Origin of the sequence: Campylobacter showae (genome assembly GCF_004803815.1) — a bacterium.
GTDB lineage: Bacteria > Campylobacterota > Campylobacteria > Campylobacterales > Campylobacteraceae > Campylobacter_A > Campylobacter_A showae.
Genome location: NZ_CP012544.1, coordinates 869133 through 889049, shown reverse-complemented (window position 1 = coordinate 889049; position 19917 = coordinate 869133). Strand labels below are relative to the sequence as shown.

Sequence of the window (19917 nt, the reverse complement as noted above, 5' to 3'; positions counted from 1 at the left end):
TTTGTCTAGGTTTTTTTTGCGATTTTTGCTTAATCTCGGCTGGGCTTTCAAATTTATCTTCATTGGCGCTAGGTTCTACAAAAGCCTTTTTTAGGATAGCTATGATGTTATCTTGCGCGATGAGACCAAAACTCAACACAAAAAGCATCAAAATAAATACCCACATACCTATCACGCCGGCCACGTCTTTTAGCGCATCATTTATGCTGTTTGCAACCAGTCCGCCGTAGTTAGCGTCCGCACCTGATTGAAACATCAAAAACGCTAAAAATAGCAGCGTCGCTCCAAGTGTCGTCTGGGCAAATTCGGCGTTAAAGCCGTTAAAATATTTGTAAATATAATACGCAAAAAATATAAAAACAAAAGGGTAAACGTAAGCGATAAAGCCGAAAAGCTTGAAGTTCCAAAGTCCTATCGCGTTGCCAAAGCTACCGACGAAATTTGCCGCAGGCGCGATGGTAGCGATCCCGAAAAATATCAAAAAACAAACGACTACGACTAAAACCGATTCTCTTAAAATGGCGCGTCCTTTTAAATTTAGTAAATTTAAATTTGCGGGAGAGCTAAATTTGGGCCGAATTTATCAAAATTTGACTCCATTTTCGCTCCGCCCGCTTTGATAACGAAACTTTAATAAAACCGTAGATTATAGCGAGTTTTTACATATAGTTTAATAAAGAAAGCTGGTTTATCTTAGCCACAGACTGCAACATCGCCTGATACGACATCATTTTTTGCATGAGATTCATATAGGTCTCGCCATAGTCGGCGTTTGTGATATCGGCCTTGACGGTTTTTACGTTTACCTCCATGACGCTAGCGTGCGTGTTGGTCTGTATTAGCGTATTTGTTTGGTTGCCCACTTTAGTATGGATTTTGTTTACGTGATCGGCGATGTGATCTAGTCTCTCGATCGCGCCCTGGATACCGGAGTTTCGCGGATGCTCACTCTCACTATCGGCGCGGTATTGACCGCTTCTTACGGCCTCTATCATCCTATCCAGGTCATCAAAAATATCCACGCTCGGGCTATCTATTTCGATACCGTTGTTTGCCGAAAAGTTCCATAGTGAACCGTCTCCTTGCGTGGTTGCAGGCGTCGTGCCGGTGCTATCTCCGTAAAATTGATCAGAATTTACCTCGTCGTAAATTCCGACTTTTATCGGCGTGACGGCGTTTTGCTTGTCGGTTACTTTTATGCGGCCGCGGTGATCCATATTTGCCTCTACGCTACCTTGCGATTTTGCTATAGCTTGTTTGTAGGCGACATAATCAGCCTGGGCACTACCGCCGGCGCCCGCAGGAACATTGTCACTAGCTACCATACCGATAATGTCGTTTAGCTGCCTAAAAGTCATATTTTTTGACTGCGTTTCTCTACCCTCGGTGGTCGGCGGGTTTGTGGTGTCGTTGTAAAAACTATCCCAAACCTCGGTAGTGTATGTGGTGCCATCCGGTCTTGTTATGCTTACCTGAGCATTGCCTGATGTTGCAGGCGGTACGGCGCTACCGAAAATCACGTCCACTTTATAATCTCCGCCACTTTTAGATTTGATCTGCATTTTTAAGGCTTGATCATTCATGTCGTATTTGTCTCTTTCGCCGGGATATAGCTCTTTTGAGCCCACGACTTGGCTTAGCGTCGTGTTATCGTCGGCAAATTTACCGCTACCGCGCTCTACTTGCGATACGGTGCCTATTAGGTTTCTGCCCTCTTGTTTAAAGTTTATCTTGTCGTAGTCGTAGGCATTTGTAGTGGCTCCGTCTAGGTCTTCGTATTTACTTTTAACAAATTCCGTGATTTCATAGTCGTCTGGGTTTGCCTGCACCATGGCTTCGAGCGGGTTTGCGCCGCTAGTTAGGCTATCTACAGTGTCAAACGCACTAGAAGCTCCAGCTATACCGCCAGCTAGAGCATCCGCGTTTGCCACTTTTTTCGTCGCCGCTATCATGTGAAAATCAATAACCTGATTGCCCTTGCTTAGGTCTTTTACGTTGATTTGACCCTGGTTATTTATCGTTACTTCGACGACTTTATTAGTCGGAGTGTTGCCGTATTCGGTGCCTATTTTTTCTAGCAGGTTGTTTATCGAAGCGTCCGAAGTCATCTTAAATTTACTCGTAAAGCTAGTGCCGTTTGGCTTTTTACCCTGCAAGAAAAAGGTCGTATCCTGAAACTGCCTAACGCCGGTTCCGGTAAAGTCTTGATTGGTTAGAGTTTTTTCGTCTTTTACATATTTAAAACCGATTAAATCGCGCATTTTATGCTCGCTATCGATATAAACGGTTTTATTTTTATCGTCTAAATTTTGCGCTTTTAGCATTGTGTTGGAGGTGACTTTTTTATTATAGTCGCCGTCCTTGCCCAAAAATAGCTCATAGCCGTTTTGGTTGTAGGTCAAATTTACCTGAGCTCCGCCTACAGCTTTCATAGTTTGCGCATTGCCGAAATACTCATTCGTATCGCCGTTTATAGGTTTTGTGTTTATAGCGCTTCCGGCAAATAAAAACTGTCCGTTTATCGAGGTGTTTGCGATGTTTACTAGATGATTTTTGATGCCCTGAAGATCGTTTGCGATGGCTTCCCGCGATGTTTGCGAGTGGATTTCGTTTGCACCCTGAACTAGCTTCGTTTTAAAAGTTTCAAGCTGCTGCTTAAATTCACCCAAAGCCTTATCGGTATTTTTTGAAAAGTGTTGCGCCTTTGACGTCGCCGTTTGCACCTGCTCAAGCGTCGCAACCTCGTAATCAAGCCTCATGCCGTCATTGTAAACACTACTGTCTTCGAAAGAATTTTGGATTTTTAAACCGCTTGAAATTTGCGTATTTAGCTTGTAAAGCGCTTTCATATTGGTCTGATAGTCGTAGTTATTCGTAAATTTCATCAGCTGATTCGTCATTCTCATCGCATTTTTCCTTAAATTTAATTGATCTCTTGTAAGCAAATAAAGTTCCATTCGTTATATCGTCAAATTTCAAAATTTATTTAGTTTTAGATATGATTTTGCCAAATTTAAGGAGAATAAATGAAAATACTCTTTTCGCCGAGCGAAGCAAAAACCGCCGTGAGTCCAAACAAATTTATAGATAGAAACGACTTTATTTTTCCTGATTTATATGAAAAGCGGTGCGAAATTTTAAAAATTTACGATGATTTTTTGCAAACGGCAACTTTGGAGCAAATTTCAAAACTTTTCGGCGTTAAAAATTTGACCGATGAGCCGAGTTTGCGTGAAAGCTTATTTAAAAAAGGCACGGTAAAAGCCATCCTGCGATATAACGGAGTAGCCTACAAGTACCTTGACTACCGCGGCCTTGATAGCACGGCACAGGAGTTTATAGATAAAAATACGCTGATTTTTTCAAATTTATTCGGTCCAGTGACGCCAGCGGATGCACTACCCGAATACAAACTAAGGCAAGGCGAGCGCATAAACGGGCTAAATTTAGAGGAATTTTATAGGCAAAATTTTAGCGACGAGATAGATGAGTGGCTGGGTGATGACGACATTTTAGACCTTAGAGCCGAGTTTTACGAGAAATTTTACCGCATACAAAAACCGTTTGCGACCTTTAAATTTCTAAAAAGCGGCAAAGTCGTCAGTCACTACGCCAAAGCATACCGCGGGATAGTTTTGAGGCAAGTAGCGCAAAATGGGGTAAAAAACTTCAGCGAACTTTGCAAAACCGATATAGAAAATTTGCGCCTTATAGACGTCAAAAAAACTGGACTAAAAAGCGAGTTTTTGGCGCAAATAGTCTAAAATTCGAGCTTTTTCGTCAAATTCGCGTAAAAATCGTTAAATTTTCGGCTAAAAACTATTGTATTTTTTATAAAAACGTTGTAAAATGCCCGCATATCACTTCTTATTAAGGATGGTTCTATGAAAAAAGCTGATTTTATTCAAGCTGTTGCCGACAAGGCCGGTCTTTCTAAAAAAGATTCTCTAAAGGTAGTTGATGCCGCACTAGAGACTATTGAAGAGGTTCTTAAAAACGGCGATAGCATTAGCTTTATAGGCTTTGGTACATTCGCTACTGCCGAAAGAGCCGCTAGAAAAGCAAGAGTACCGGGAACTACAAAAGTTATAGATGTTCCTGCTAGCAAAGCGGTTAAATTTAAAGTAGGCAAAAAATTAAAAGAAGCAGTAGTAGCAGGCGCAGGCAAAAAAGGCAAAAAGAAATAATCACCCTTTCATGAAAGCTCAAGATTGGGCTTTCATGTTTTTTAATCTCTTTTTTATATCTTTCAAGGTAAAATCTCACTTCTTTAATTAGCCCGAGTGGTGAAACCGGTAGACGCGCCAGACTCAAAATCTGGTAAGGGCAACCTTGTGTCGGTTCGAGTCCGACCTCGGGCACCATCGATTATGTCGTTATTACAAAGCTTTTATAAAAATCCAAAATATACAAAATTCTAATCAAGGGTACACATTTTTTTACTTTTATATTTTTCTATATTAATTCAGCAACTAGATATTGTATAATTATTCATTGCATTATTTAAGGATATATCATGGGCATAGAAGACTGCAGTTATATAAAACAATTAGATTATTGGAATATTTTAAACCAAGTAGCTTTATTCTATCAATATCCAGTTTTGATCAATAATAGCAATAACAACAATATGGCCTATAATAATCACATTTTAAAGGATACAAACAACATATTTTTGTGCTTGGCAGACGATGGTCACTATTTTTGGATTAATCAAAATGGTAATATAATTTATAACCACCAGAATAAGTCCAATCAAATACTTTTTCAAAAGCTAGAATTTTTTTAAACAAACTGTCTGGAAAAAAAATAAAAATATTTAAAATAAGCATTGAACTAAGCATATGGATTTCAAAGTGCGAAGAAAAATATAACAAAATACAAGATTCCTTAAAAAAGTTCGTATTTAAATCGAGAAATGATGTTGTTTGTGTAGCACTAGATACTTTACCTATTGTACTTGGTGATGTTTTTGATATTCATAAAGAAAGATTTGCAACATATGATGGTAGAAAAACATTTTACATAAATAAATTTTACCGGTGTAGTCATATTCTAAATAATATTTTTATCTTAAACAAACCTAATATTTATTCTATCACAATGCAATATATATATCATATATCTGGGTACAATAAGGACAAATTTAACTATATTATGTGTTGGCTAGCCAATATGTTTAAATATATTGCGAATGATAGCAATATAGGATTTGACCAAAAATTATTAAAAAGCATATTGGTTCTTGTTGGCGAAGAAAAAACATGTAAAGAGATTTTTTTAATAATATAGTAAAGCCACTTTTTGGAGAAAATTATTGCTTAAAAATAGACAATGAATTGATATCGCACAAAAATTTTAAAAAAGAACAATCTAATAAAATTTTCTACAATTCTGACAATATTTCAAGCGATTCCATTAAAGATATAGAAAAGAAAGGGCTTATTCAGAATATTCTTGAAAAACAAGATAAAAACATAGTGGGCACTGTTGTAACAACAGATACAAAATATATCCCTTATGATTTGTCTAATATTGAATATACGGTTTTCGAATTGCCAGATAATATAGAAAAGATTTATATGCCAGAGGCATATAAATACAATGATCTAAAAGATTATTTAGATAAAGATTTGCCAAATTTTTCCAGCATTCTAAAATACTATACCTCTAGTAAAGAAATATTATATATAAAAGATATGGATATAACAAAAAAAGCTACATTGGAAGACTGCATTATAGAATTTGCTAGCAAGCTTGCCAGTAGTCAAAATATGCTAAACCAAATAGATAAAGTAAAATGGAATAACACGGATGAAACTTTTGAGAATATAAAAAAACTATATGATAAACATAAAAAAGTAGAACGAAAATACATATACGAAGTCTTTAAACAAAAATACGACTATGATATTAGCGCTACTACTTTATATAAAAAACTAAAAAAGCTTGATGGAAATTTATTCAAAACAGTACTGGCTCCAGGCGGAGCAAAATGCTTCTATTTCCCAGACAAAAATTAGATAAATATTTTTAAAGTATTAATATTATACTTAATTAATATTATGTTTCTTTTAGTGTTTCTATTGTATTTCTAGATATAGATAAAAAATAAATTTAATATTTCTATTCTAAAGTTAGAAACATTAAAAGATAATATAGAAATACTTTTAAAATACCTAAAAAAACGTATTTTATAGCACTTTTGTTTCTATATTATTAAAATATTATATTTTAAAATTAATACATAAATTCCTAAAAATAAAATACTTTTTACTTATATACATATATAATTATATAGAAACTATTTCTACATTATACAATGATAAAAATAAATATATGCTATCTAAAAAATAGTTGCATAAATTTTAGATTTCGTATGCGCTTTTAGTACTTTCTTTTTTCAGCAGCTCAATCCATTGACAAAATACAACCCAAGGATTTTGAAAATGGAAATTTATGCAAATTATGATTCGCTCCTTCCAAAAGGATTGCTGTTTAGCATAAAGGATATAGAGGAGATGAACTTGATAAAATCTGATATGCTAAAGAAGTTGATTTACAATAGAGAAATAGAGGTGGTAAAGATCGGCACCAAGAATTTTATTAGTAGGCAAGTCTTGATTTTATTCTTAGAAAGCAACACTCTGCCTGCCCTAAACTAACAAAACCGCTACAAATTAAGCAATATCACCCTTTTTATTTTACGCACTTACAAAATGCCCCCTACTTCAACAAGGCACAAAGATCTCCACCTATGGCTAATCTGCCATGGGTGGAGATAGGATCAAAATGAAAAAATTTCAATTATATATTATTTATATAAGCATATAGAAATATATCGCTACTTCACTTTTCAAGGAGCTAATATGGTAAATCGTTGCTTTTTACCAAATAAGAGGCCGTCTTGGATCAAAAGACTAATCCATAAACTATTACGTCTAAAACGCAAAAGGAATAGATATGAGTTCTAGCGTAGTCAGTATAGGCGATAGTTCACCGACGGCAGAAACAGGTTTTGGATATTTTCCAATCAACTGCGTAATTTTTAAATTATACTTTTAGGAGGCGTAAAATGGGAGTTTTTTTAGAGATAGTGATGGCTGTCGCTAAAATAATTAAGGATAGTATAGACGAATAACCTTGCTATTCATAACCGAAATAATAGTCGAAAGGAGAAACAAAAAATGACTACATCAAATGAACCGCTCACTAATGAGCAATTAGAGCAACTGGCTCCATCTTTGTTTGCGGACGAACCGTATTTTGAAGCAAGCGACAAGTATCACTTTATATCTACGATCGACGTAATAAACGAGATCAGGGATTACGCTTGGTATCCTGTAGGCGTAAGCGAAGCAAGCGTGAGAGACGAAAAGAAAGAAGGATTTCAAAAGCATTACGTAAGGTTTCGTCATCTAGACGATTTTTTAAACCCGGGAGAGAATGTAGTAGAGCTTTTGCTGTTTAATTCGCATGATAGAAGCAAATGCTTTAGTATAAGCGCGGGCGTATTTAGATTCGTTTGCGCTAACGGCCTAGTGGTATCAGACGAAGTATTCGAGTCTTACCAAATAAAACACTTGGGCGACAAAGAAAACGACGTATCGATCGCTATAAACAAAATAGCCAAAGCCAAATACGATATTTTGAACAAAATAAAGCTATTTAGCAAAATACCGCTAACCCAAGACGATAAAGCAAGCTTTGCCAAGGCTGCGATCCCGTTAAGATTTGAAAAGCATTTGAAGGTGGATTATAGAGATTTATTGGTTCCGCACAGAATAGAAGACGAGAAGGACGACCTATATACTACCTTTAACACCATCCAGGAACATTTGATTAGGGGCAACATTAGCGGAATTAACGCCGAAACGAATAGACGATTTACTAGTAGGATTATAAAATCGATTTCTACCGATACAGACATAAACAAGAAGCTTTGGAATATGGCAGAAAGCATCGCCAAGATTAAAGCTACTCAAAGCAAATTGATAGCATAAGGCAGAAAAATGAAACTTATAAACTACAAGCTACAATCCGAGATAGAACGCTTAAACGAAAATAAGCCTACACAAAATTTTGAAGAGTATCTTAAAGGCATCCTAGAAAACAATAGTACGAGCTACTTTCAAAAATGCGACTACTTAGGGTTATCTCTAGACGAGATTAAAAATAAGATATACATTTTATCTCAAGACATACAAGAGCTTCAAACTCTGAAACGAAACTTAATGCAAGCATTAGATATCGCAAAAAAGATAGCAGCGGAAGTTTTCTTAGAAAACGGTATCGACAGAATAGATGGTAACGTAATCTCATCTTTAACTCTGATTAAAGAAAACATAAAGACAAAAGACGAAATCAAGATTAAAGACGAGGCTGCGTTAATGAGCCTAGGCTACGTAAAATTTAGACTTGATATGGAGGCCATAGTAGAAGGACTAAAAGATGGTAGACGGGACGAAATAAAGGATTTTGCGGAAATTTCGGTCGTTACCACCGTTTGTCCAGCCAAAATCAAGGTTAATAAAAAGAGAGACGTTAAACCTAACAATATCAATATGCTCCCAGCAGACGACGAGCTTCCAAAAGCCGTTTAAAAGGATATTAGATGTTTAACGAAAAGCAAATTAAAATCCTGCAAGAAGAACTAGATAGCAGTAGGATAAAAACAAGAGAAAAAGCTGGTATTAAATTATCCTACTTGGAAGGTTTTGACGTTATAGAAGCGGCCAATAACATTTTTGGATTCGGGAGTTGGAGTTACAATATCGTTTCGTTAGGGCAAGTATCGCAAGAGACGAACAATAATCAAAATGCCGTCATTTGTTATAAAGCCGTAGTCAAAGTCGATGTTTTTAGCTTGGATCACTCCAAATGCATTACTCGTCAAGATGTAGGATTTGGCACAGGAGTAGCCAAAAGTCTAGCAGACGCTCACGAAAACGGTGCAAAAGAGGCCGTAACCGATGCACTAAAAAGGAGTTTGCGGACATTTGGAAATCAATTCGGCAATTCTCTATACGACAAAAGCCGTAACTACGTTCCGCAAAATGCACAGCAAAACAATTTGTCAAAAGCTACCGTCAGCCTACACAAGCAAGAACAAAAACCTAACTTCTATACCAGACAGAACAACCTCAGCCAAACCGACGAGCAAACGACCTTACAAAATTTAGGTTTAGACATCGTCCAACGAAATGGATTTTTGCTAGTTACTGGGAAAGACGTATTTTCAAAGAAGGATACGATTAAATCTCTTGGCTTTAGATGGGACAACGACAGCAAGCAATGGTATAAAGCCATTAGCCCTAACGTTGCATAATAAATATACGCTCAAAGTCCGATATGGGCTTTGAGCGTATATTAATATTTTACTTTTTTTTGTTTTGCCATAAGTACGTATATTAACTGATAATTTAAGACGTATAGAATATCAAGCCCTTAGCCAATCGGCTATATTGATTTCTATAGGCTTTGATTTTAGCATAATAAGTATTATTAATTAAATTAAAATTATTAATAGATACAAAAATAGCTAAATATACGATCTGTAGTTATCTAAAATATCAAAGGAGTTAAATATGACAAAGAAACACTGTGGCAGAACAGAACAGAGAAGGCAAGAAAGCCTAAATGAATATGTAGATGGAATTATGCAAACTAATTCCAGGGTAGACGTGATAAGAGTTGATTTGTATTATAGACAAGAAAATAGAGACGACGTTACATTGGAAAGCTTTCACAATGATATCAACCACTTGTACACCAATAAACGAGGCAATACGCTATTTAAAAATTCAAAAGGCTATATTATCAAAATGGAGCAAGGAGATAGTGGATATAACCACTTACACGCTCACGTCGTTATCTTTATGGATAGGCAAAATACTAGAGAGCAAACAACACCAAAGACAGCCGAACGTCTTTGCGACTATTGGAATAATAATATTACAAAAGGCAAAGGGTGTTCTCATAATTGCAATTTAGGAAAATATAAGAATAATGGGCTGGGCAGAATTTGCTACAATGATAAAATAAAAATACAGACTTTAAAAGATAATGTGTTGTCTTATCTATGCAAGGGAGAGCAAAATATAGCCGGCAAAGATGGAAAAAGCTTTAGGGCTTTGAGGCGTGGCCTTATGCCAAAGCAAAACAATAAAGGTAGACCCAGAAAACACAGTAAAATAAACAGTAGTTATTAAGTAAAAATATACATATTATACCACATTTTAATACAAGGCCACGTATTCATTACAGTTATAGCACTATAAATATTCTATGGTAAACAAAAAATGCTTTTGTAAAATCAGTGTGTAGAAATTTTATCATAGACTATAGACAAAGTTGAAACATCGCTTTGTATATAGAGCAAAGTGTGATATAATTACTTTAAACGTAACAATAATGAAAGGTTGTCCAAAAAATGCAAATTAAAAACGTTTTATTGGCTGGGTGCTTAATCTCTGCCTTAAGTGCCAATGATCCTGCGCAGAATATTGGAGCATTTGTTTTTAAAAATGGTTCCGAGCAAAGTACTGCACAAGATTTCAACCTTAAAGAAGATAAAAATATAATTTATGTAAAAGATATTAGTGGCATAGGTGAAAGTCTAGAGATAGCAAAAAAAGATGCTATACAAAATGCTATGAGATTCGGAGTAGGTGAATTATTGGTTTCAAAAGAAGAGTTGAATAATGATGAGCTCAGGCAAGAAATCACAAATTATTCTAATGCCTATATACTGGACTACAAGCAGACACATGAGGCAAATGAGAACGGAGTTTATAAGGTAAAAGCCGATGTGATGCTAGAAAAGAATAAAGTTTTAGGAACATTAAGTAAGCTAAATATAAATGTATTAGATTTAAGTTCTGGTATTTTAAAAAATTATGCTGAAGATAAAGCCGAGAAAAAAGATAATGCTGAAAAACTAATCAAAAATGAGATAGTTGAACCATTTCAAAATGGGTACGCATATAATCTTGAAATTTTAGATATGCAGCCATTAAATAGAAGTGATTTAATAAAAGCCAGAAGTGAAAAAGGTCGCAATTTTAAAGATTTGTCGTTATATAAAGAAGCTAAAATCATTGACGAGTTGTATATGGTTAAAGTAAAAATTAAATTAAATAATGATTATGTAAAAAAAGCAGAAAAAATAATAAGTCAGTTTTCTGAAAAGTCAAGCAATAATGCAAATAATCAAAAACAAACAAATTTTATAGTAGATAATCGTTCATATTTTATTTCAGATGATTATATTCGCAAAGAAATATTTAATAATGTTTTAGACAATATTGGTATTTATGGTTTTTCTTTTAGACTAATTGACAAAAATAATGAATTATGGAATAAGAAATGTGTTACCACTAAAATTCCATTTCATTCTTATGATAATGCATATTCATATTATAGTCATTATTTTGAAAATCCAGAGAGGCAGTTCATATCCAAGGAGCTGTTTTACTTCTTTGAACTCAAAAAAATAAAAAAAATTACAGAAAATGATAAAAATGATAACATAGAATATTATTACAAAGATTTTGATTATATAGGAAATAGTATTGTGAATTTATCAAATATCGTTAATCCAAAACAAAAATTTAAACTAAAAAACGGTTTAATTGATTATGAATTTTTAAATTTCAATACCAAAGAACAGATATTTTACATAGTAATACAGTTAGATAAACAAGACATAGCAAATATAAATAAGATTGAATTTAATTTTCTTTATACAGAAAATAATGAATGCAATAATTAAGGAGCAATTATGAAAAGATTTTTATCAATTTGTGCCATTGTCGCAATGGCAAATGCTGGTGTAGACTCAGTTGGTATTGATGAAAGTGGGAATATTAAACTACGAGCCACTGGTGAAGACGTAATGAAAATAGGAGATGCAAGAGATAAGCAATCTTGCCTAAAAAGAGCTGAACTAAAAGCCAAGGCTGATATAGCTAAATTTTTCAAAGAACAAATTACCTCAAAAGAAGTTCTTGATGACTTATCTCAACAAACAGAAAAAGCACAGATTGGTAATGGCAACGAATCAGAAACCATCAATAGAGATGTAGTTATAAAAGAGGCCACTCAAATACAAAATAACGCCGAAGCGGCACTGCGCGGCGTTGTGGTAATAGAAAAAATAGCTTCAGTTGAAACAAAAGAATGCAGTGTAACTGTGGGCTTTAATAGCAAAACTTTAAAAGTAGCAGAGTCAGCAACAAGAGCCATGCAACAATCAATGGCGGGCGATGCCGAAGCTATTAACTCGAATAACATATCTAGTAAGACTAACAATAATTCATCTGGTGGCGGAATAGAAAAGGCTCAAAGTTCATCCAAGAGATCACCTATGTATGATCAATTTTAAAAGTATCTTATTATGCCCACTAGACACCTTTGCAAACAAAGGTGTCTAGTAAAAAAACTATTTTGGTCAAATTTTTTAATTAAATTGACTTATACCTGAATTTCGTGTATAATTTCTACAATTATGATAAAGAGTTTTGCAGACAAAGAGACCGAGCTTATATACAATGAGACTTTTTCAAAAAAGTTTCCGCCCGATGTGCAGCAAAAGGCTTTGCGCAAACTCTTGATGATAAACAATGCGGATAATTTAAACGATTTGCGCTCTCCGCCGTCCAATCGCCTAGAAAAACTAATAGGCGATAGAAAAGACGAGTATAGTATAAGAATAAACGACAAATGGCGCATTTGTTTTAAGCTAGAAAACAAAAACGATTTTTGCGACGTGCAAATAGTGGATTATCATTAAGGAGTAGTTATGGATAGAATACCTCTTCCTACGATAGGAGAAATTTTAGCTAGCGAATTTATGGAACCTTACGGCCTATCGGCATATAGACTAGCCAAAGATATAGATTTGCCGGTTTCTCGCATACAAGATATTTTACATGGAAGACGCAGAGTATCTATAGATACGGCCTTGAGGCTCTCAAGATACTTCTCGATGTCCGACGGATTTTTTATTAATTTACAAAGCGATATAGAGCTAAGAGAAAGCAAAAATAGGCAAAAAGCCGAGCTGGAAGCCATAAAACCGATAAGCGTTATTAGCGCGTAAATATTTTATCAGTGGCAATAGATTTTATTTTTTTACTCTTTTAAAAAAATCATCTAGGCTTTCGGCAGCCACTTCTCTTCTGGCCTTTGAATATCTTTTTGTAACATTTGTAGAAGTATGGCCTAGTATAGAAGCTATCTGCTCTAACGTTTTACCCTCCGAAACCAAAACTCCGCCTATCAAGTGCCTTAAATCGTGAATTCTAATTTTTATCCCAAGCTTTGCTAATATCTTTTCCCAATGAGGTCTGATCGTATTTTTATCTATTTTTTTACTCTTATCTGTTATGGCGTGAAATATATAGCCACTTTCTTGCCTATCTATATTTTTAAGGGTTTATAAAAGCTCATTGCTTAATTTATAGGTCATAGGCTTTCTAACTTTATTATTTTCGTATCTAATATTATATATGCCATTTGGTATATTTATGTCTCTCCATTCTAAACTCAAAACCTCATTTAGTCTTCTGCCATGCGAAAGCCACACAAATATACTTCTAAACGGTTCTACCGGATAACCATATAGCGCATCGTATAGTTCCCTTATTTTTTCGTCATCTAGCTCAATATTTACCTGGTTGTCAAATTTAGGTATTTGAATCAAGCTAGCTGGGTTAGTTTTAACCATGCCCTCCAAAACATACAGGTTAAACATAGACCTAAGAGCTTCTTTAACAGATTTTGAGGTTCTAGGGCTCATACCTAAATCTAGCATTTTATTTACTATGCTTTGCAGCATTTCGGTGGTAATGTGGGTTATAGGCGTTTTGGCTAGCTTAGAATCAGACAGTATCCATTTATTTGTAAATAGATTATAGGAAGCAAGCGTATTTGAGGATAGTTGATTTTTCTTCATATCCATATATCTGTCCCACGCCTGACTTAATGTCGGTATTTTTATTTTTATCTCTTTATGCTTACCCTCTTTGAGCTTGCTCAAAAGCCCTTCTCTTTTTGACGCCACCTCCTTAATTGCTTGCAAGAAAGTGATTTTTTTATTAAAGGAATATGTTTTCTTGGTTTGAGTTCTCATGCCGCTAATATTTATAATAGTAATTCTTAATATCAGTTTATAGTCTCTACTAATGTAAGTTGGAGCTTTTACGATCTCTTTTCCAGCGAACAAATCGTCATTATTTACAAAATATATGTTTTTACAATCCGCATTATCAAGATTGACTTTAATCAACTTATCTGCCACAGCAAAATCCTATATCTATATGCTCAAATTTTTGTTAGGGTACACATTAGGGTACACATTTTTATAGCAAATTGTATAAAATTGTCGCTTATAAGGAAATTATAAATATACTAAAATAGCGTAAAATAGGGTATTTATAGAAAGTTATAATAATCTATAGTTTAGTAAATACCCAGACTCAAAATCTGGTAAGGGCAACCTTGTGTCGGTTCGAGTCCGACCTCGGGCACCATATAAACTTACAAATATCCAAAAATACACTATTCTCGACATATATAATGTTTAAAAAGTAAAATAGAATATTCCAAACCAACTACCAGCTGGTAAAGTGTAATTTTTGTGCTTTTAGTAAAGCATAACACATATGCTATTTTGTTTTAACTACCGTAAAACCATTTTAGGTATGTTCTATTACCGTCAAAATTGTTTACATAACTTTAGGTTTATTCCAAAGGTTATAGTTGCATTTTCTGCCATCCCGCTACGCTCCTTTAGAAATCTTTTCGCTACGCGAAAAACGCCCTGCTGATTTTGTCATCCCGCTACGCTCCTTTTAACTTCGCGGACGAGTGAAGCCCGCCCTTGCGACGAGGGATTTCGTCCCCTCGACCCATCTAAAGCACACGTCGGCGCGTCGGCCTACGCGTATAGTGCAGTTTTTAATCATTTTTCAGCCTTTTTTATCTTTATATTATTAAAATTGAGATGCAAATTTATACAACGGAGACGCTAGAATGAACGATCTATTTATCGGCGTCGTATTTTATTTTGCTTTTATGTTTTTCGGGCTTCTTTTTCTTGCTATTTGCGCTTTTTGGTATATTTCTATCCCGCCATTTTGTATTTACGTGTATTTTAAATATTTCAGAAAAGAGGGAAAATTTGAGGCTAGAGTTTTTTAGAGCCTTAAAACTCTTTTGCAAGCCTCAAGCCATTTCATAATAATCTCCAAACTCGTTAAATTCTATTTTTTAAATTAAAGAATATGGATTTACGGTTGCAAATCAAACCACTAAGCAACCGCTACGACAGCAAGCCTAAACGTCGCGCTAGTTTTAAATTTAGCCTAATTTGGCTTCAAATTTAGGTTATTTTGCCGCTATGCTTACTCGCTCGTAGTGTGCGATGATTTTATTGTGAATGAGTAGCGAGATATAAATTACCGCACCGCCAAGGCATAGTCTTAGTATGTCCGCGTCTTTATGCCAAAATACTAAATTTACGATGATGGCTGCAGGTATGAGAGTGTTATTCATGATGGCTAGAGTGCCGCTATCTACCTCGCATGCGCCTTTGTTCCACAAAAAGTATCCTAGACCGCTAGCTCCTATGCCAAGCCACAACAGCACGGCGCCTTGGGTTAGGTCGAGGTTGATCTTTTCAGGATTGCCAAACATAGCAAATGCTACGCCTGCGCAAATCATACCTAAACGTTATACCCCAAGCCAAATTTAGAAGCGGCATCACCGCTTCTAGCGTTTATAAGCTTATCTCTTTTATATCGGCGATCTTAAGAAATTCCGTGTAAATTTGCCCAACGAGCGCAAGGCGGTTTTTACGCACGAGCTCGTCCTCGGCGTTTATCATTACGTTGTCGAAAAACTCGTCTATCGCGACTTTTAGACCGAAAAGATTTTTTAGGCGTTCGCTATATGAGCCGCCGGCTTTTACCGCGGCCTTAAACGCATCATTTAGCTTTTTCTCGCTCTCATTTTCAAATTTCGCTTCATCAACCGAGCCGAAATTTTCATCCTTTATGATATTTGCCAGGCGCTTAAAGGTGCTGAAATTTTGCCTAAAGTCATCTGCCGCGCAGATAGCGCCTAGAGCGTCGATCGCCTCGCACTGCGCGAGTACGTCGCCCTTTTTGCTAGCCAGGCAAGCCTTTACGACGGACGGGTTCACGTCAAAAAATGTATAAAGCCTATCAAATATAAATCCTATCAGCGCCTCGACGTCAAATTTGGCGTAGCCCTCCGCCGTCTCGCGCAAAAACGCCGCGATATCAAGGTTTAGATTTTCGTTTTGGATTATCTTTATAACGCCGTTAGCCGCGCGGCGCAGCGCATACGGGTCCTTGTTGCCGCTTGGGATCTTACCCGCGCTAAAGAGCCCGATTAACGTCTCGAGCTTGATCGCGAGCGCGACGACGGAGCTAAATATAGTGCTAGGTAGCGCGCTAGCCTCACCGCTCGGCAAGTACTGCTCCTTGATCGCGGTTACGACGTTTTCGTTTTCGCCCTTAGCCGCCGCGTAGTAGCCACCCATCACGCCTTGAAGCTCGGTAAATTCATACACCATCTGCGTGGTTAGATCGGCCTTGCTCAGCATCACGGCGCGCTCCAGCAGCGCCTCGTAGCCCTCTCCCGCGCACGCTTTTAGACGATCGGCGCAGATTTTAGCCAGCCGTTTTGCAACGCCTAGCTCGCGTACGCTTTTGTCGTATGTGCTGCCAAGCTCTTTTAGATAGGTGATATTTTTTAGCTTTTCTGGGCCAAACTCATGCGCCAGGTCGCTACGCCAGAAAAACATCGCGTCGCTAAGTCTCGCGCGCAGTACCTTTTCGTTGCCTTTCACGATGAGCGCGGGCTCGGGCGAGATGGCGTTGCTAACTACTACGAAGCGGTTAGCGAGCTTGCCGCCCTCAAAAACCGGGAAATACCTCTGATTTTCCTTCATCGAGGTGATGATAACCTCGCTAGGTACCTCCAAAAACTCCCGCTCAAAGCCGCCTAGCAGCGCGGTCGGATACTCGGTGATCGCTACGACTTCGTCTAGCAGCGCCTCGTCCGCCTCGACCGTTACGCCGTTTTTGGCTTCGATTTGTTTAAATTCGCTCAAAATTTTCTCTCGGCGCGCATTTTGATCGAGGATTACGCCGATTTTAGGCATCGCAGCGAAATAATCTTTCGCATTTTTGACGGTAAATTTATCGTAGCTTACGCTTCTGTGCATGAAAATACTGTCGCCGCTTTCCACGTCAAATTTGTTAAATTTAACGACCTCGTCTCCAAGCAAGCACAAAAACGAGCGTACCGGGCGGATAAACTCAAATTTACCCTCGCCCCAGCGCATAGATTTGCCAAAATTTAAGCCGAGCAAAAACTTCTCTATCATATCTCCCAGAAGCTCCGCGCTTGGCTTACCCGCGACGGGCTTTTTGTAGTAGAGCACCTCTTTGCCGCCGACGGTTTCAAATTTTAGCTCGGACTCTGCGATACCGCATTTTTTAGCAAAGCTTAGCGCGGCCGGCGTCCATGCGCCGTCTTTTTGCGCGACTTGCCTTGGCGCACCGATAAACTCGCTATATCCGTCCTCCTGACGTACCGCAAATTTCGGGTGGTAAAACGCGATCCTGCGCGGCGTGTAGTAAAACTCGCACTCACTATCCAGGCCGTTTTGCGCTAGCGTCTCGCGCCATTTCGCCGCGACGTTGCCGCACTCTTTTAAAAACGGGATCGCCGGCAGCTCCTCGACGCCGATTTCCACGATCAGTTCTTTTGTTTCGCTCATTTTTTATCCTTTTTTAAATTTTGTCTTCTTTTGCTTCTCTCAAGCGTCTGCGTGACGAATCCGCGCATCAAAAATATCATAAAAAGCACGAATGCACCCAGCATCACCGCGTCAATTATCTTCATTTTCTATCCAAATTTGGGGTTCGTTTTTGTGACTCACGACGCGAACGGAGGCGAAAATCGCCTCTTTTTCGTTGCGCGGTTTGCCCTTAGCGCCGTAAATTTTGATATCTCCGTAAGGCGTGTAGAGTCTGCCGTTTCGCACTTCGCCACCGATACGGCTAAACACGTCGCCCGGGCGCGCTTGTTTTAGGCTTTTAGCTTCCAGCATTTGCTCACGCGGATCTTGCGTTTCGTCATAAATTTTTACCGCATAATGCGAGCTGATCTCAAGATTTCCCTTAAACTCGTCTAGGCGGTTTACCACTACGTCGATGATCTGGCCGGGCTTTGCGTCGTTTTTTGGCTCATAAACGTAAATGCCGCGCTTATCTTGCGCCAGCGTAAAACCCTTTTTATCTTTTTGAACGACCGTAGCGCGTTTTAGCAAAACGGGTAAATTTGGCTTTTTTGATAGCTCGCCGACCCGCGCCTCGGCTATATGTTGCAGCGTATTTTTAGCGTTTTTATCAAAATTTAGCCTAAAAACCAGCGCGAAATGATCCGAAATTTGCGCTCCGTCTCGCTCAATCTTAAAGCTGTTTAAAACGTAATTTTGGCTAAGCGCGTCTTTTGAGAGCAGGACGTGATCGAGCGCGTTTAGGCTCGTGTGCGAGTAGCGCTCGTGCTTTGGCAAAAACACCCAAAGATTGGCTAAATTTTTACTAGTCGCAAGATCGCCAAGCAGCTCTTTATCTCCGTAAGGCGTATTAAAATCGCCTAAAACTACAACCTTTTCGGCATCTATAAGAGTCGATTTTAGCGTGATAAAGGCGGTTTTTCGCTGCTTTAGAGGGTTTTTTCTAGCGGGAAAATGCAAATTTAAAAGGCTAAATTTTTGCCCATCCACTTCAAAATCAAGCTTTAAAATGTCTCTTGTTTTAACGTTTGGTACGCTAAAGATCTGCGTTTTTTCAGGCTTTATGCGAGACAGCACGGCTAGGCCTACGGGGCCGTTTTTATCCTTTGAAAAGGCAAAATATTTATAACCCGCATCCTTCATCAGCTCTTTTAAAATCATTTCGTTTTCGATCTCTTGAAGCGCGATGATATCGGCGTTTAGCTCTTTTATCTTTGCGCTTACGGCTTTAAATTTGGCGCTCGCTTTTTTCTCGTTCCACTCCGATTTGCCGACGACAAAATCATTATACTCGCTGCCGTCGTTTTTGGCGTCAAATAAATTTTGCGCGTTAAAAGTAGCGATCTTTAACTCGGCGCCCGCCGCAAAAACGGCGAAAAATAGAGCCGCAAAAAAGAGCGCAAAGAGCCTATTTACCGTAAATTTCATAGCGCGCTTCCAAGTCCTGACTGGGCGAAATTTTGCCTGATAGCCTCATACGCGATGATGCCCGCGCTCGTGGCTAAATTTAAGCTTCTACCATGCTCGCCCATCGGGATTTTGATCGCATTTGCGAAATTTCGCTCCATCAGCTCCATAGGCAGGCCCGTACTTTCGCCGCCGAAAAACAAAAAGTCGCCCTTTTTAAACTCCGCTTCAAAGTAAAATTTATGCGCCTTCGTCGTCGCGTAAAAAAATCTATCCTCGAACTGGGCGTTTGCGTGCAAAAACTCATCCAAACTCTCCCAAATCACGGGATTTAGCCGCGCCCAATAATCAAGCCCCGCGCGCCTAACGGCCTTTTCGCTGATATCAAAAACGGTCGGTTTGATTATATGCAGCTTAAGGTTTGCATTTACGCACATGCGGCCGATCGAGCCCGTATTTTGGGGGATTTGAGGATGAACAAGGACGATATTAAACATTTAAAAAGCCGCCTTAGCCTGCGTTTTAACAGCTGCGCAAGCATTTGCAGAGCTGTTCAAATTTAGGCTTTTTGCAAAACTTATATTAAAAAGAATATCTTTATTTTGAAAATTTATATTTGAAGTTTTTTCCACTTTCGCCTCTTTAAAATAGGGCTTGATTTTAGCCAATTTGCG

The 19917-nt window shown here is 37.8% G+C and carries 20 protein-coding genes, 1 tRNA gene and 1 pseudogene; 13 read left to right on the top strand and 9 right to left on the bottom strand.

From position 1 onward, the window contains the following. Nucleotides 1–659 precede the first annotated feature (659 nt). Nucleotides 660–2900 carry a flagellin N-terminal helical domain-containing protein gene (locus CSHOW_RS04415; protein ID WP_232501998.1) on the bottom strand — a complete coding sequence of 747 codons (2241 nt, stop codon included), beginning with the start codon at nucleotides 2898–2900 and terminating at the stop codon, nucleotides 660–662. A 126-nt stretch (nucleotides 2901–3026) separates the two neighbouring features. Here CSHOW_RS04415 and CSHOW_RS04410 point away from each other — a divergent pair, with 126 nt between their 5' ends. The 13 genes from CSHOW_RS04410 (at nucleotide 3027) to CSHOW_RS04350 (ending at nucleotide 13102) form a co-directional block, all read left to right on the top strand. Next, nucleotides 3027–3764, top strand: a complete 738-nt coding sequence (locus tag CSHOW_RS04410; RefSeq protein WP_002948069.1) for a YaaA family protein — start codon at nucleotides 3027–3029, stop codon at nucleotides 3762–3764. 120 nt (nucleotides 3765–3884) lie between these two features. After that, nucleotides 3885–4187: an HU family DNA-binding protein gene (locus CSHOW_RS04405; RefSeq protein ID WP_002948071.1), complete on the top strand. Its 303-nt coding sequence runs from the start codon at nucleotides 3885–3887 to the stop codon at nucleotides 4185–4187. A 90-nt stretch (nucleotides 4188–4277) separates the two neighbouring features. Further along, nucleotides 4278–4364 (top strand) — tRNA-Leu (locus CSHOW_RS04400). 152 nt (nucleotides 4365–4516) lie between these two features. Next, a complete protein-coding gene (locus CSHOW_RS04395; protein WP_039895158.1) occupies nucleotides 4517–4789 on the top strand; it encodes a hypothetical protein in 273 nt (90 codons plus the stop codon). Between the two features lie 550 nt (nucleotides 4790–5339). Continuing rightward, complete coding sequence (locus CSHOW_RS04390) at nucleotides 5340–6023, top strand: hypothetical protein (RefSeq protein ID WP_157753467.1); 684 nt, start codon at nucleotides 5340–5342, stop codon at nucleotides 6021–6023. Between the two features lie 1164 nt (nucleotides 6024–7187). Next, nucleotides 7188–8003 (top strand): DUF932 domain-containing protein, encoded by an 816-nt coding sequence (locus tag CSHOW_RS04385; RefSeq protein WP_002948075.1) that lies wholly within the window; start codon nucleotides 7188–7190, stop codon nucleotides 8001–8003. A gap of 9 nt (nucleotides 8004–8012) precedes the next feature. After that, nucleotides 8013–8603 (top strand): hypothetical protein, encoded by a 591-nt coding sequence (locus tag CSHOW_RS04380; RefSeq protein ID WP_002948076.1) that lies wholly within the window; start codon nucleotides 8013–8015, stop codon nucleotides 8601–8603. Nucleotides 8604–8614: 11 nt separating this feature from the next. Further along, nucleotides 8615–9328 (top strand): Rad52/Rad22 family DNA repair protein, encoded by a 714-nt coding sequence (locus tag CSHOW_RS04375; RefSeq protein ID WP_002948077.1) that lies wholly within the window; start codon nucleotides 8615–8617, stop codon nucleotides 9326–9328. Between the two features lie 259 nt (nucleotides 9329–9587). Then, nucleotides 9588–10211: a YagK/YfjJ domain-containing protein gene (locus CSHOW_RS04370; RefSeq protein WP_002948078.1), complete on the top strand. Its 624-nt coding sequence runs from the start codon at nucleotides 9588–9590 to the stop codon at nucleotides 10209–10211. Between the two features lie 221 nt (nucleotides 10212–10432). Further along, nucleotides 10433–11773, top strand: a complete 1341-nt coding sequence (locus CSHOW_RS04365) for a hypothetical protein (protein ID WP_002948087.1) — start codon at nucleotides 10433–10435, stop codon at nucleotides 11771–11773. Between the two features lie 9 nt (nucleotides 11774–11782). Next, nucleotides 11783–12385: a hypothetical protein gene (locus CSHOW_RS04360; protein ID WP_039895160.1), complete on the top strand. Its 603-nt coding sequence runs from the start codon at nucleotides 11783–11785 to the stop codon at nucleotides 12383–12385. 123 nt (nucleotides 12386–12508) lie between these two features. Further along, a complete protein-coding gene (locus CSHOW_RS04355) occupies nucleotides 12509–12793 on the top strand; it encodes a type II toxin-antitoxin system RelE/ParE family toxin (protein WP_002948088.1) in 285 nt (94 codons plus the stop codon). Between the two features lie 9 nt (nucleotides 12794–12802). Then, the gene (locus CSHOW_RS04350; protein WP_002948089.1) at nucleotides 12803–13102 is read left to right on the top strand and encodes a HigA family addiction module antitoxin; all 300 of its coding nucleotides are present in this window, start codon (nucleotides 12803–12805) and stop codon (nucleotides 13100–13102) included. A 24-nt stretch (nucleotides 13103–13126) separates the two neighbouring features. Here the strand turns inward: CSHOW_RS04350 and CSHOW_RS10410 are convergent, their stop codons facing one another. From CSHOW_RS10410 to CSHOW_RS10535, 8 genes and pseudogenes are all read right to left on the bottom strand, one after another. Next, the gene (locus tag CSHOW_RS10410) at nucleotides 13127–13426 is read right to left on the bottom strand and encodes a tyrosine-type recombinase/integrase (protein WP_257792049.1); all 300 of its coding nucleotides are present in this window, start codon (nucleotides 13424–13426) and stop codon (nucleotides 13127–13129) included. A gap of 12 nt (nucleotides 13427–13438) precedes the next feature. Beyond that, a complete protein-coding gene (locus tag CSHOW_RS04345; RefSeq protein WP_002948091.1) occupies nucleotides 13439–14302 on the bottom strand; it encodes a site-specific integrase in 864 nt (287 codons plus the stop codon). Nucleotides 14303–15390: 1088 nt separating this feature from the next. Beyond that, nucleotides 15391–15714, bottom strand: a pseudogene (locus tag CSHOW_RS04340) (hypothetical protein); the annotation flags it as partial. A 67-nt stretch (nucleotides 15715–15781) separates the two neighbouring features. Then, nucleotides 15782–17815, bottom strand: coding sequence for a glycine--tRNA ligase subunit beta (gene glyS / locus CSHOW_RS04335; protein WP_002948094.1), 2034 nt, complete (start codon nucleotides 17813–17815; stop codon nucleotides 15782–15784). Beyond that, entirely contained in the window at nucleotides 17812–17940 is a 129-nt protein-coding gene (locus CSHOW_RS10540; RefSeq protein WP_002948095.1) for a hypothetical protein, read from the bottom strand. The genes glyS and CSHOW_RS10540 overlap by 4 nt, the downstream gene beginning before the upstream one ends. Beyond that, on the bottom strand, nucleotides 17927–19264 hold the full coding sequence (locus CSHOW_RS04330) for an endonuclease/exonuclease/phosphatase family protein (protein WP_002948096.1): 1338 nt from the start codon (nucleotides 19262–19264) through the stop codon (nucleotides 17927–17929). The genes CSHOW_RS10540 and CSHOW_RS04330 overlap by 14 nt, the downstream gene beginning before the upstream one ends. Next, nucleotides 19261–19740: a tRNA (cytidine(34)-2'-O)-methyltransferase gene (locus CSHOW_RS04325; RefSeq protein WP_002945383.1), complete on the bottom strand. Its 480-nt coding sequence runs from the start codon at nucleotides 19738–19740 to the stop codon at nucleotides 19261–19263. The genes CSHOW_RS04330 and CSHOW_RS04325 overlap by 4 nt, the downstream gene beginning before the upstream one ends. Next, nucleotides 19741–19875 carry a hypothetical protein gene (locus CSHOW_RS10535; protein ID WP_257792044.1) on the bottom strand — a complete coding sequence of 45 codons (135 nt, stop codon included), beginning with the start codon at nucleotides 19873–19875 and terminating at the stop codon, nucleotides 19741–19743. Nucleotides 19876–19917 lie beyond the last annotated feature (42 nt).